Source organism: Pectobacterium cacticida, assembly GCF_036885195.1.
Classification (GTDB): domain Bacteria; phylum Pseudomonadota; class Gammaproteobacteria; order Enterobacterales; family Enterobacteriaceae; genus Pectobacterium; species Pectobacterium cacticida.
On sequence record NZ_CP133656.1, the window covers coordinates 445286 to 458533 of the forward strand.

13 protein-coding genes are annotated in these 13248 nt (G+C 52.1%); 9 read left to right on the top strand and 4 right to left on the bottom strand.

Annotated elements, in window-relative coordinates; genetic code table 11:
• The first annotated feature begins 56 nt into the window (after positions 1-56).
• The 3 genes from uvrD (at position 57) to corA (ending at position 3619) form a co-directional block, all read left to right on the top strand.
• Entirely contained in the window at positions 57-2219 is a 2163-nt protein-coding gene (gene uvrD / locus RFN81_RS02130; protein ID WP_264497577.1) for a DNA helicase II, read from the top strand.
• 226 nt (positions 2220-2445) lie between these two features.
• Positions 2446-2502 carry a YsgD/CorL family protein gene (gene ysgD / locus RFN81_RS18695; protein WP_349814568.1) on the top strand — a complete coding sequence of 19 codons (57 nt, stop codon included), beginning with the start codon at positions 2446-2448 and terminating at the stop codon, positions 2500-2502.
• Positions 2503-2668: 166 nt separating this feature from the next.
• Complete coding sequence (gene corA, locus RFN81_RS02135; protein ID WP_264497578.1) at positions 2669-3619, top strand: magnesium/cobalt transporter CorA; 951 nt, start codon at positions 2669-2671, stop codon at positions 3617-3619.
• 49 nt (positions 3620-3668) lie between these two features.
• Here corA and rarD read toward each other — a convergent pair whose 3' ends face one another.
• Positions 3669-4592 carry an EamA family transporter RarD gene (gene rarD, locus RFN81_RS02140; RefSeq protein ID WP_264497579.1) on the bottom strand — a complete coding sequence of 308 codons (924 nt, stop codon included), beginning with the start codon at positions 4590-4592 and terminating at the stop codon, positions 3669-3671.
• A gap of 250 nt (positions 4593-4842) precedes the next feature.
• Here rarD and pldA point away from each other — a divergent pair, with 250 nt between their 5' ends.
• The gene (gene pldA, locus RFN81_RS02145; RefSeq protein WP_264497580.1) at positions 4843-5709 is read left to right on the top strand and encodes a phospholipase A; all 867 of its coding nucleotides are present in this window, start codon (positions 4843-4845) and stop codon (positions 5707-5709) included.
• On the opposite strand, the gene RFN81_RS02150 is transcribed toward pldA, so the two are convergent.
• Together RFN81_RS02150 and envC are read right to left on the bottom strand one after the other, a co-directional pair.
• Entirely contained in the window at positions 5706-6671 is a 966-nt protein-coding gene (locus tag RFN81_RS02150; RefSeq protein ID WP_264497581.1) for a divergent polysaccharide deacetylase family protein, read from the bottom strand. The two genes, pldA and RFN81_RS02150, sit on opposite strands and share 4 nt — an antisense overlap.
• Positions 6672-6673: 2 nt before the next feature.
• The gene (gene envC / locus RFN81_RS02155; RefSeq protein ID WP_264497582.1) at positions 6674-7975 is read right to left on the bottom strand and encodes a murein hydrolase activator EnvC; all 1302 of its coding nucleotides are present in this window, start codon (positions 7973-7975) and stop codon (positions 6674-6676) included.
• A gap of 246 nt (positions 7976-8221) precedes the next feature.
• Between envC and RFN81_RS02160 the strand changes: the two genes are divergently transcribed.
• The 5 genes from RFN81_RS02160 to RFN81_RS02180 all read left to right on the top strand — a co-directional run bounded on the left by RFN81_RS02160 (position 8222) and on the right by RFN81_RS02180 (position 12397).
• A complete protein-coding gene (locus RFN81_RS02160; RefSeq protein ID WP_264497583.1) occupies positions 8222-8653 on the top strand; it encodes a rhodanese-like domain-containing protein in 432 nt (143 codons plus the stop codon).
• Between the two features lie 200 nt (positions 8654-8853).
• Positions 8854-9324, top strand: a complete 471-nt coding sequence (gene secB, locus RFN81_RS02165; protein ID WP_264497584.1) for a protein-export chaperone SecB — start codon at positions 8854-8856, stop codon at positions 9322-9324.
• On the top strand, positions 9324-10340 hold the full coding sequence (gene gpsA, locus RFN81_RS02170) for an NAD(P)H-dependent glycerol-3-phosphate dehydrogenase (RefSeq protein WP_264497585.1): 1017 nt from the start codon (positions 9324-9326) through the stop codon (positions 10338-10340). The genes secB and gpsA overlap by 1 nt, the downstream gene beginning before the upstream one ends.
• A gap of 139 nt (positions 10341-10479) precedes the next feature.
• Complete coding sequence (gene cysE / locus RFN81_RS02175; protein WP_264497586.1) at positions 10480-11301, top strand: serine O-acetyltransferase; 822 nt, start codon at positions 10480-10482, stop codon at positions 11299-11301.
• A gap of 196 nt (positions 11302-11497) precedes the next feature.
• Positions 11498-12397 carry a carboxylate/amino acid/amine transporter gene (locus tag RFN81_RS02180; RefSeq protein WP_264498851.1) on the top strand — a complete coding sequence of 300 codons (900 nt, stop codon included), beginning with the start codon at positions 11498-11500 and terminating at the stop codon, positions 12395-12397.
• Here RFN81_RS02180 and metR read toward each other — a convergent pair.
• The gene (gene metR, locus RFN81_RS02185) at positions 12303-13238 is read right to left on the bottom strand and encodes an HTH-type transcriptional regulator MetR (protein ID WP_264497587.1); all 936 of its coding nucleotides are present in this window, start codon (positions 13236-13238) and stop codon (positions 12303-12305) included. The two genes, RFN81_RS02180 and metR, sit on opposite strands and share 95 nt — an antisense overlap.
• Positions 13239-13248: the final 10 nt, after the last annotated feature.

The window sequence follows — 13248 nt, forward strand, 5'->3', positions numbered from 1 at the left end:
AGTGGAAACGCTGCGCAGTTTGCGCCGTGTTTCCCACCACCGGATAACCCGTACCTATGGATGTTTCTGATCTGCTTGATGGCCTTAACGACAAACAGCGCGAAGCGGTGGCCGCACCGCGCCGCAATTTATTGGTGTTGGCGGGGGCTGGCAGCGGCAAAACGCGGGTACTGGTGCACCGCATTGCCTGGCTACTATCCGTAGAAAATTGCTCGCCTTATTCCATCATGGCGGTGACATTTACCAACAAAGCAGCCGCAGAGATGCGTCATCGCATCGACAGCCTGATTGGCACCAGTCAGGGCGGGATGTGGATTGGCACTTTTCATGGATTGGCACACCGTTTACTGCGTGCGCATCATATGGACGCCAATCTGCCGCAGGATTTTCAGATCCTTGACAGTGAAGATCAGCTACGGCTGCTGAAACGGTTGATTCGGGCGCTCAATCTGGATGAAAAGCAGTGGCCGCCGCGCCAGGCCATGTGGTTTATCAACGGTAAGAAGGATGAAGGCCTGCGCCCACAGCATATCGAAAGTTACGGTAATCCGATCGAACAGACGTGGCAGCGTGTGTATCAGGCCTATCAGGAAGCGTGCGATCGAGCCGGGTTAGTGGATTTCGCCGAGCTGCTGTTGCGGGCGCACGAATTGTGGCTGAACAAGCCACATGTACTGAACCACTATCGTGAGCGCTTTACCAATATTCTGGTGGATGAATTTCAGGATACTAACCGCATTCAGTATGCCTGGATCCGCATGCTGGCGGGCGATAGCGCGAAGGTGATGATCGTCGGGGATGACGACCAGTCGATTTACGGCTGGCGCGGGGCGCAGGTCGAAAATATTCAGTTGTTCCTAAAGGATTTCTCTGGCGCCGAAACCATCCGGCTGGAACAAAATTACCGTTCGACCAGCAATATCCTGAAAGCGGCGAATGCGCTGATTGCCCATAACGGCGGGCGGCTTGGCAAAAATCTGTGGACGGACGGTGTCGAAGGGGAACCGATTTCACTTTATTGCGCCTTCAATGAACTCGACGAAGCGCGCTATGTCGTCAACCGAATTAAAGCCTGGCAGGAGAATGGTGGAGCATTGAGCGATAGCGCCATCCTCTACCGAAGTAACGCCCAGTCGCGCGTGCTGGAAGAGGCGCTGTTACAACAGAGTATGCCGTATCGCATCTATGGTGGCATGCGCTTCTTCGAGCGTCAGGAAATCAAAGACGCGCTGTCTTATCTACGCCTGATCGCCAATCGTAATGATGATGCGGCGTTTGAGCGCGTGGTGAATACGCCCACGCGCGGTATCGGCGATCGCACATTGGATGTTGTACGCCAGACCTCGCGCGATCGCCAACTGACGATGTGGCAATCCGCACGGTTGCTGTTGCAGGAGAAAGTGCTGGCTGGGCGCGCGGCGGCGGCGCTGCAACGCTTTATCGAATTGATCGACGCGCTGGCTTATGAAACGTCGGAATTGCCGCTGCATGTGCAGACCGATCGGGTCATTAAAGATTCCGGTTTGTGGAGCATGTACGAGCAGGAAAAGGGCGAGAAAGGGCAGGCGCGAGTAGAAAACCTGGAAGAACTGGTGACGGCCACGCGTCAATTCAGTTATCAGGAAGAAGATCTGGATCTGATGCCGCTACAGGCTTTCCTGTCGCATGCCGCGCTGGAAGCGGGGGAAGGTCAGGCGGATGCCAATCAGGATGCGGTACAGTTGATGACGTTGCATTCGGCGAAAGGGCTTGAGTTCCCACAGGTCTTTATCGTCGGCATGGAAGAAGGTATGTTCCCTAGCCAGATGTCGCTGGATGAAGGCGGGCGCTTGGAAGAAGAGCGTCGCTTAGCTTACGTCGGCGTGACGCGCGCGATGCAAAAGTTAACCATAACCTATGCCGAATCCCGCCGTTTATACGGAAAAGAGGCTTTTCACCGGCCTTCCCGCTTCGTCGGTGAATTGCCTGAAGAATGTGTTGAGGAAGTTCGGTTACGCGCCAGCGTCTCCCGACCGGTCAATCACCAGCGTCTTGGCACGCCGATAACGCAAAGCGATAGCGGCTATACGCTGGGGCAACGCGTTCGCCATGCGAAATTTGGCGAAGGCACCATCGTGAATCTGGAAGGCAGTGGCGATCACGCCCGCCTTCAAGTCGCGTTTCAAGGACAAGGCATTAAATGGCTGGTCGCTGCCTATGCCAGATTAGAGATGGTGTGACCGTTATCTGGCGCTTTCCCTCGCCGCGTTATCTGCGTGGTGGATCAACGGGCGATACTTTTTGTATCAGCGGGGGGCCTTTACCGATTTTCGTGTCGGCTGTATTGGATAAATCTTATTCGTTCGCGCCATAGTTTACAGCGTGTTTCAGTTGCGGTTTTAAAGTTGAAGTCTTTTTCATCTCAGCGTAACATGCGCGCATCATTATTCTCGGAGGACGCACGCCTTGGACACACCCAGTCGATACTGGCTCACTAACCTGTTCATTAGGTACAACTTCTAAGGCTATCTTCCTTTGCTGATAGCCTTCGTGGTTGTCAGCGATGCTGTATTCGTCGCTACGAGTCAGTTCCGTCGAACGGACTGAAACCTGTCGGTGACACCTCACCTCTGTTTCTGTGCTTCAATCGCGTTGTCCATCTCTGCTACTGAAAGGGGAGCTATGGCCTATGCTAAGCGCATTTAAACTGGATAATTGCCGTTTATCTCGTCTGGAACTGGATGACTCCGATGATCTGACAACGTCAGTGTGGGTCGATTTAATCGAGCCGGAAGACGATGAACGTCAGAAAGTACAAGCCGAATTAGGGCAAAGTCTGGCAACGCGACCAGAGTTGGAAGACATAGAAGCATCGGCGCGTTTTTTTGAAGATGAAGACGGCCTGCACATTCACTCCTTTTTCTTTTTTGAAGATGCTGACGATCATGCTGGCAATGCGACCGTCGCATTTACCATTCGTGATGGTCGTCTATACACCCTGCGGGAAAGGGAATTGCCCGCGTTTCGCCTATATCGCATGCGCGCCCGTAACCAAACGCTGGTAGACGGCAATGCTTACGAACTGTTGCTCGATCTCTTTGAGACTAAAATTGAGCAGTTGGCTGACGAAATCGAAAACATCTACAGCGATTTGGAATCCTTGAGCCGTATTATTATGGAAGGGCGTCAGGGGGAAGAGTACGACGACGCCTTGTCTACGTTGGCGGAATTGGAAGACGTGGGTTGGAAAGTACGGTTGTGTCTGATGGATACCCAGCGTGCGTTAAATTTTCTGGTGCGTAAAGCCCGCTTGCCGTCCGGTCAGTTAGAACAGGCGCGTGAAATTTTGCGTGATATCGAATCGCTGTTGCCGCATAACGAATCCCTGTTTCAGAAAGTTAACTTTCTGATGCAGGCAGCGATGGGTTTCATCAATATCGAACAAAGTCGGATTATCAAAATTTTCTCGGTTGTTTCTGTTGTATTTTTGCCACCGACGCTGGTGGCATCCAGTTACGGCATGAATTTTGAGTTTATGCCGGAGTTGAAATGGTCGTTTGGCTATCCCGCTGCAATTGTCTTGATGATCCTCGCCGGGTTAGCGCCGTATCTCTATTTTAAACGTAAAAACTGGCTTTAAATCTGCTTACGCCGCGCCTGATCGCCAGGTGCGGCGCTCTGTTCGCCCGTTATTTTTCACTGTGTTGTGATGAATGTGTCGGTATGCGCCGCAGTTTACGCTGCGTATAAAGGGCGTCTAAAATAAATAATCCTAATGCTGCCCAGATAAAGGCAAACGTGACCAGTTTGTCGCTACCGATAGTTTCGCCATAAAATCCTACCGCTAGCAGGAATGTCATCGTGGGGCCGAGGTATTGAAAAAAGCCGAGCGTCGACAGGCGAAGCCGCATCGCCGCCGCAGTAAAAAATAACAACGGCACCGTGGTAATGATACCGGCCGAAAGCAGCAGCAGGTTCAGTGACCAGGCATTGGTGGTCAGATGACTACTCGGCGTGTCGGCGATAAAAAACAAATAAATCACAGCGACAGGCAGTAGCCATAGCGTTTCGATCAACATTCCCGCTTGTCCATCGATCCCCATCTTTTTACGCAGCAGGCCGTATAGCGCAAAGCTGAATGCCAGCCCCAGGGCGATAATCGGCAGTGAACCAAATGTCCATAGTTGGATCAGCACGCCCGTCACGGCGAGTAGCACGGCCACCCATTGCAGGCGGCGAAAGCGCTCGCCGAGAAAGAGCATGCCCAACATGACGTTAACCAACGGATTGATAAAATAACCGAGGCTGGCTTCCAGCATGTGGTGGTTATTGACCGCCCAGATGTACAATAACCAGTTTCCACCGATAAGTACTGCTGTTAATGCCAATAGAAACAGATTCTTGATATTACGGCAGGCATAGCTGACTTGCCGCCATTTCCTGCCAATCGTCAGCAGAATCAGCATAAAGAAAAAGGACCAGATAATACGGTGCGTCAGGATTTCACTGGGGGGAACGTGCTCAAGTAATTTAAAGTAAACGGGAGCAATGCCCCAAATGAAATAGGCGCCGAGGGCGAAAAATATCCCCTCACGGGTTTGTTGCGCATTCATGGTGGCTCGATAACGACGGCGGGAAAACGCTAAGTTTACTCAAAATGCGGGGCGCTTTCACATAGAGTGTTAATCATCGGATCGTTAATTTTATTGTAATAAAGTGACTCCGGTGTTTATTTTACTTACGGATTTTTCCTTCCAGGAAAACCTCGGACAAGGGAGGAACAATCATTCAAACCTCGTCGAACTGTGTAGAATACTGGGCTTTAATCGGGGAATATTCATATAGACATGTTGGAGAAAGTGAATGCGTAAATTAGTACTCTTACTGGCCGCCTTACTGTTGGCACAGGCTCACGCCGAAGAGACAACAAACGTACCCGCGCCGCATCAACCGGCGGTACGTGGCGGCATTATCGCCAGCCTGTTACAAGATCATGATACGCCGTTTATTCTCTATCCTTATGAAAGCAATTACATACTGTATACCTATACCAGCAACATCAATAAAACGGCTATCCAAAGCTATAATTGGGGCAACGATGCACTTAAAGATGAGGTGCATTATCAATTGAGCCTGGGGTTCCCGATTTGGCGCGGTATTTTAGGGGATAACTCCTTGTTGGGCGCTTCCTATACGCAGCGCTCGTGGTGGCAGATGTCGAATAAAAGCGAATCTTCCCCGTTTCGTGAAACCAACTATGAGCCACAAATCTTTCTGGGGTGGGCCACTCACTATACGTTTGCCGGCTGGACGCTACAGGATGTGGAACTGGGCTTTAATCACCAGTCAAATGGTCGTTCCGACCCCACATCCCGCAGTTGGAACCGTGCTTATGTGCGTCTGATGGCGCAAAACGGCAACTGGCAGGTTGATGTCAAGCCGTGGGTACGCTTCTCCGATAGCCAAGACGATAACCCGGATATCATTAAATATATGGGCCACTACCGTTTACGTGTCGGCTATGTGTGGGGCGCTAGTGTATTTAGCGCAGAAGGGCGTTATAACTGGAACAGCGGCTACGGCAGTGGCGAATTGGGCTGGAGCTACCCGCTGACGCGCCACGTTCGATTCTACACCAAGGTCTTTAGCGGCTATGGTGAATCAATGATTGATTACAACCATCGTCAGACCCGTTTCGGCGTTGGGGTGACGCTGAACGATATGTTTTAACCATCGGAAACTGTTGCACTCGTGGTTTTCACTGGCATTGTTATGGCAGGCGCAATCCAGGTTTGCCAGCGATGTTTGATGAATAACACTGGCGCGCTTTCTTGCACGTTCTGGCGGATTAGCCTGAAGAACACTACGTTCGTCATCGGTTGAGGTTGCCGCTTAGCCAGACACTGCGCTATACCGTGGAATGGATTCCGTGGTTTGGTCGGAGGCGAGGGCGATTTATTTTGTCTCGTAGGCTCATGCAGCAACTGACTGGGGCGCACCAAGACGATATCGGCATCCAGCGTCGGTAGCATTTGCTGCAAGACGCGGACAGTTGCAGGATGTGGGTGCCCGATAGCGATGGCGTAACCACTGCGTCGGGCAATGTGTACTGCTCTGGCAAACTGTTTGCGGATCGCGGCTTCGTTTTGTGAGTCATCCAGAAAAACATTGCGTTTGATGACATTGACGCCAGTGCCTACCGCTGCCTGGCTCGATTGGCTGCTGCCGATAGTCATACTATCGAGGAAGTAGAGCGGGTAAGCGCTCAGCGCCTGCATCACTTTTTGCATACCGGGCCGACTGGCGGTCATCGCGCTGCCCATATGGTTGTTCAGCCCCACGGCGTAGGGCACATTATCGATCGATTGACGAATAATACGTTGTATCTCGGCGCTACTCATGTCCGGGCGCAAGGTGTCGCGTTCCAGCGGCTGCTTACTTATCGGTGCCATTGGTAGATGGATTAAGACTTCTCGCCCCTGCCGGTGGGCTTTGATCGCCATCTCGCGCGCATGTGGCGCGTTAGGTAATACCGCGATGGAAATCGCCGTCGGCAGGGCCAGAATAAGGTTCTCATTATGCGGACGATAGCCGAAATCATCGATGACGATTGACAGTTTCCCGGCCTGCGCCAATGGCGATAAGACGAGAAAACCCAACGACAATAGCGCTATTTTCGTGAAATAAGACAAAACTATTTTCCCAACCAAGGTTGTGGGTTGACCGCCTGACCTTGGCGGCGGATCTCAAAATAGAGCCCGGGCTGGCTCTGCCCGCCGCTGGTGCCGACCAGTGCAATAGGCTGACCGGCCTTGACCTGCGCGCCAACAGAAACCAATGCACTCTGGTTATAGCCGTATAGGCTCATATCACCTTTACCATGTTGCACCACGACGACCAACCCGTACCCTTGTAGCCAATCGGCCATCAGAACCGTACCGTCGGCGATGGCTTTAACCTCTGTTCCTTCCGGTGCGGTAATCACCATCCCTTTCCAGCGTAACTCGCCCTGTAAAGGTTCCCCGAAACGGTGCGCGATACGCCCCTTAACGGGCCATACGGCTTGACCAGCAGGACGGCCTAAACCGCCGGTTCTGGCCATGAGCGATCGCTCACTTTCGGTAGGCTTGTACCGACTGCCGCTGCGCTTGGCCTGCTCTTCTTTAGCGCGAACCTTGGCGGCCTCGCGCGCCTCTCGTTCCGCGCGGGCTTTAGCTTCTCGCTCAGCGCGGGCGATCTGATCGCGCAACCGGGTTTCATTCTGGCGTAATTCTGTCAATTGCCGCCGATCCTTTTCCAGCGAACTTTCCAGCGCCGCCAGCGTTTTCTTGCGCTCGGACTGCGCTTGCTCCAGCGTTTGCTGTTGCTGCTGTTGGTCGCTTAACAGCGTTTTCTGTTGCGTTTGCTTGAGTTCTAATTGCTGCTGTTGGCTCGCCAGCGCTGTCCGCGTTTGCTGCAAATCAGTGATGGATTTTTGTCGTGCTTCATTCAAGTAGCCAAAATAGGCAAGAATGCGCTCGTTACGCTGGCTTTCTTCTCCGCCTAGTATGAGTTGCAGTGCGCTATGCTGGCCCTGTCGAAAGGCGGCGTCGATCTGGCGAGCGAGTAACGTTTGTTGCTTTTCCTGCTGATTGCGCAGTCGGGTGATGGAGGCGTTAAGGTCGGCTAATTCTTTATTTAACGTGGATAACGTATTGCGAGTGTCATGCAGTTGGCGACTGGCCTGGGAGATGGATTGTTCCTGCTTTTTCAACTGCTGCACGAGTATGGCGCGCTGTTTTTGCTGTGCCTGAACACTTTTTTCCTTCGCGGCGATATCGTGTTGTAGCGTTTTGAGTTGCGCCTGATTATCTTCCGCCTGGCTGAGTGCGGGTAGCAGTAAAACGCCGACGCAAAACGCGCTAACGTAGAGGGTTATCCGCTTTTTTAGTGCGGATAACCAACGTTTGGCGCGGCAATTGACTCGGCTTTGTATAAATAACGCGTTTTTACTCATATCGCTAAATTATTCCACGATGAACAGCGGCTTACCAGTTGTCTCTTGTCTGATTTCTATTTCCAGACGTGACAAGCATGGCACAAAGTTCGACATCCCGGCGTAGCAATAAATTCATAAATGGAAAGCTCGCCGCAGATTCGATAGGCTTTGTTGGCTTACAGGCTGTAATTGCCGTATCGCACAGGTATACTCGGGAATCTTATCTTTTTGTTGCTTAACTGAATCCGGGAGTCGTTACACCCCATGCAAGAGATTATGCCATTTGTTAGCAAGCACCCTGTATTAAGTATCGCTTGGGTTGCATTGTTGGTTGCGGTAATTGTGCTTACTGTGAAGAGTAAACTGTCGAACGTAAAAGAAGTCGTTCGTAGTGAAGCGATCCGTCTGATAAATAAAGAAGATGCTGTTGTTGTCGATATCCGTAACCGTGACGACTATCGCCGTGGTCATATTGCCAACGCCTTTAACCTGCTGCCAAACGATATTAAAAACGGCAGCGTTGGAGAGCTTGAGAAACATAAGTCGCAGCCGATTATCGTGGTATGCGCCAACGGCCTTACCTCGCGTCAAGCCGCCGAGCATTTGCATAAAGCCGGATTTGAGCGCGTGCAGATACTGAAAGATGGTCTGGCGGGTTGGAGCGGTGAGAATCTGCCTTTAGTGCGCGGCAAATAAAATAGTTTATGGTAAAACTATCCGCATCGTACCGCGTGTTGTCGCCTTACGCGATAAAATAGCCACGATTGCGCAGGATAATGGGTCGTCTGATCGCATTATTACCGTGATGAGTACGGCAATGACAGAAATGTGTCGGCGTCTGCCTATTGATGACGACGGAAGACGTCAAAAAATCTAACAAAAGGGTATTACTTAATATGTCTGAACAAAACAACACAGAAATGACTTTCCAAATCCAGCGTATCTACACCAAAGATATCTCTTTTGAAGCGCCGAATGCGCCTCAGGTCTTCCAACAGGAATGGCAGCCGGAAGTAAAACTGGACCTGGATACGGCTTCCAGCCAACTGGCGGAAGACATCTATGAAGTGGTTCTTCGTGTGACAGTCACGGCTTCTCTAGGGGAAGAAACCGCGTTTCTGTGTGAAGTTCAGCAAGGGGGAATCTTTACTGTAGGAGGCATTGAGGGGACCCAACTGGCTCATTGCCTGGGGGCATACTGCCCAAACATTTTGTTCCCTTACGCGCGTGAGTGCATTACCAGCCTGGTTTCTCGCGGTACGTTCCCGCAATTGAATCTGGCACCGGTTAACTTTGATGCGCTGTTTATGAATTACTTACAGCAACAGACTGAAGGTGAAAGCGCAGCGCAGGATCAGAATGCCTGATGAACGCGCCTGACGCTTCCATGACCGTTATCGGTGCCGGCTCCTACGGCACCGCTTTAGCTATTACGCTGGCACGTAATGGTCATCGGGTTGTGCTATGGGGCCACAATCCTGTGCACATTCGGGCGCTACAGGTTTCCCGCTGTAATCACGACTTTCTTCCGGGGGTGACTTTCCCCGATTCGTTACAGCCGGAAGCGAATTTGGCGCAGGCGCTGGCGGCCAGCAGAAACGTGATGGTTGTTGTACCAAGCCACGTGTTTGGTGATGTTTTGCGTCAGTTAAAGCCTCATTTGCGTGACGATGCGCGCATCGTATGGGCCACTAAAGGTCTAGAAGCGGAAACGGGACGCCTGTTGCAGGATGTCGCACGTGAAGCACTGGGGGAAACGATCCCGTTAGCGGTGGTGTCTGGGCCGACATTTGCCAAAGAGCTCGCGGCGGGGATGCCGACCGCGATTGCCCTGGCCTCTACTGATGCTGAATTCGCTGACGATCTACAACGGCTGCTGCACTGTGGGAAGAGCTTCCGCGTGTATAGCAATCCGGATTTTATCGGTGTGCAACTGGGCGGTGCCGTGAAAAACGTGATTGCTATCGGTGCTGGGATGTCTGACGGCATTGGTTTCGGTGCGAATGCGCGTACCGCCTTGATTACCCGAGGGTTAGCGGAAATGACGCGGTTAGGTACGGCGCTGGGCGCGGACCCAACCACTTTTATGGGGATGGCGGGGTTGGGCGATCTGGTATTGACTTGTACGGATAATCAATCTCGTAACCGGCGTTTTGGCATGATGCTGGGTAAGGGAATGGATGTGCAGCACGCCCAGGATAGTATTGGTCAGGTTGTAGAAGGGTATCGCAATACCAAAGAGGTTCTGGCGTTAGCGCAGCGCTATGGTGTTGAAATGCCGATTACTGAGCAACTTTGGCAGGTTTTATACTGCGGGAAAGATGCCAGGGAAGCGGCGCTAAGCTTATTGGGGCGCACGCGCAAAGACGAAACGGTCAAATAATAAAAATACACCATTCTATGCAGAGATTCCCCACACTGTAGTCTTACAGTACCTTGCTATATGGCGGCGCAGGGCTGGTGAGTCCCGCCGTTTGAAAACAGATATACGTTGTGGTGTGGTATTTTCGGAGAGTAAGACGATGTCGACTGAAGAACTGGAACTGGTTTGGGCTAATATCAAGGCGGAAGCGCGCAGTCTTGCAGACTGTGAGCCAATGCTGGCCAGTTTTTTTCATGCCACACTATTAAAGCACGAGAATCTGGGGAGTGCGTTAAGCTATATGCTGGCGAATAAGCTGGCAAACGCCATCATGCCGGCGATCGCTATCCGTGAAGTGGTGGAAGAGGCTTATCATGCCGATCCCCATATGATCATTTCAGCTGCACGCGATATCCGTGCTGTTTGTCAGCGCGATCCGGCGGTAGATAAATATTCTACGCCGTTACTCTATCTGAAAGGGTTTCATGCGTTACAGGCTTACCGTATCGGTCATTGGCTGTGGTCGCAGGAGCGCAAAGCACTGGCGATTTACTTTCAGAACCAAATCTCGGTTTCTTTCGGTGTCGATATTCATCCGGCAGCAAGGATTGGCTGCGGGATTATGCTCGATCATGCAACCGGTATTGTGATCGGCGAAACCGCGGTGGTTGAAAACGACGTTTCCATTCTGCAATCCGTCACGTTGGGTGGGACAGGTAAAACGAGTGGCGATCGTCACCCTAAAATTCGTGAAGGCGTGATGATCGGCGCGGGAGCAAAAATTCTGGGGAATATTGAAGTTGGCCGAGGTGCGAAAATTGGCGCGGGTTCGGTGGTGCTCCAATCGGTTCCTCCTCATATGACCGCCGCCGGTGTGCCGGCCCGCATCGTGGGTCGCCCGGAAAGTGATAATCCCGCGATGGATATGGATCAGTATTTCAACGGCGTTAACCGCGGCTTCGAATATGGCGATGGCATCTAACATCGGTAGAATTAGCCGCGATTTACGAGTTCTCACCGTTGCGGTGATCTCCGCAGACGTTGTCTGAATCGGTTTTTGCGACTATAAATCGATGCTTCGTTAGATTATTTATTAATCACATGTAAACCAAAATGGAAAAAATAACCTCATCTTTTCCGTTATACTGAGCGCTATGTTTTCCTCTGCGGATGCCATCGTGCCATTACTTATCATCACTACTCTCTTATGGGCATTTTCGTTTAGCCTGATCGGCGAATATCTGGCGGGTCAGGTCGATAGCTGGTTTTCGGCGATGTTCCGTCTGACGGCCGCTGCCGTCGTGTTTTTGCCATTCTTACGCTGGCGGGGTTACGCGCCGCGGATTATTTTCCTGTATATGTTAGTGGGTGCTTGCCAACTTGGGATCATGTATCTCTTTGTGTTCCAGGCTTACCTGTATCTGACCGTGCCGGAATTTTTGCTCTTCACGGTAATGACGCCGCTTTATGTCACGCTGGTTTACGATCTACTGGCGCGGCAACGCTTACGCTGGGGCTATGCCATGAGCGCTTTGCTGGCGGTTTTTGGCGCGGCGGTCATTCACTATCACGGCGTGAGTGAGCATTTCTGGTGGGGGTTCTTGCTAGTGCAGATGGCTAACATCTGTTTTGCCGCAGGTCAGGTGGGTTATAAGCGCCTGATGGAGGTCTATCCGGTGCCGCAGCACTGTGCGTTCTCCTGGTTTTATTTGGGAGCGGCGGTAGTAACGATTGTGGCGTGGTTGCTCTTCGGCAACCGGGAGCAATTGCCTACCACCACCTTACAGTGGAGCGTGCTGCTCTGGCTGGGGATCGGCGCTTCCGGTCTGGGGTATTTTATGTGGAATTACGGTGCCACACAGGTAGATGCGGGCACGCTCAGCATCATGAATAACTTCCACGTCCCGGCGGGACTCTTGGTTAACTTTGCCATCTGGCATAAGACGCCAGACTGGCTGAGCTTTATCATCGGCACGCTAATTATCACGTCCTCGTTGTGGGTACACCAACACTGGGTCGTGAAGCGTCCTTCACAAACGGTAAATGTTCGCAAGCGTGCTGACGTGCCGAACGAATAAACGCATCGATAACCGGTTGGCGCTGTTCTCCGTCACGGACAGCGGCGTACAACCGGCTCCATAGCCCATCTCCCAATGATTTACTCACTATCAACCCCTGGCGCTCAAAGCTTTCCACCACCCAGTGCGGTAGTGCAGCGATGCCCATGCGGGCGGCAACCATCTGAATCAGCAGCAGCGTATTGTCCACGCTTTTCAGCGCAGGACTGACGCCCGCCGGCTGCAAAAAGTGACGCCAGACGTCTAGACGTTGCCGTTGTACGGGGTAAATCATGAGGGTTTCAGCGCTAAAATCCTCCGGTTCGATTTTCTCTTTCTGGGCGAGTGGATGCTCGGGAGCGAGCGCCAGCCTGACTTCAAAATCAAACAGCGGTGAATAATGCAGGCCGCTGCGCGGCATGATGTCTGAAGTCATGACCAGATCTAACTCGCCTTGCTGGAGCGCCGGTTGAGGGTCGAACGTGACGCCTGATTTAAAATCCATTACCACCTGCGGCCACTGCTGATGGAACTCATTGAGCGCGGGTGTTAACCACTGAATACAACTATGACACTCGATAGCCAGACGCAATGTGGCTTGGTGCGGCTCATGACATGCCTGTAACGCCTGCTGAATTTGCGGCAGCACCTGTTCGGCCAACTGCAACAGAATCTCTCCCTGAGGCGTAAAACGTAACGGCTGACTTTTACGCACGAACAGTCTAAACCCAAGGCGCTGTTCCAGATCGCTGAACTGGTGGGATAACGCGGATTGCGTTTGATGAAGCGCTGCGGCAGCGGCGGCTAACGATCCGGTATTGCGCAGGGCTTGTAGCGTTCGCAGGTGTTTAAATTCGATCATGAGGGTCCTT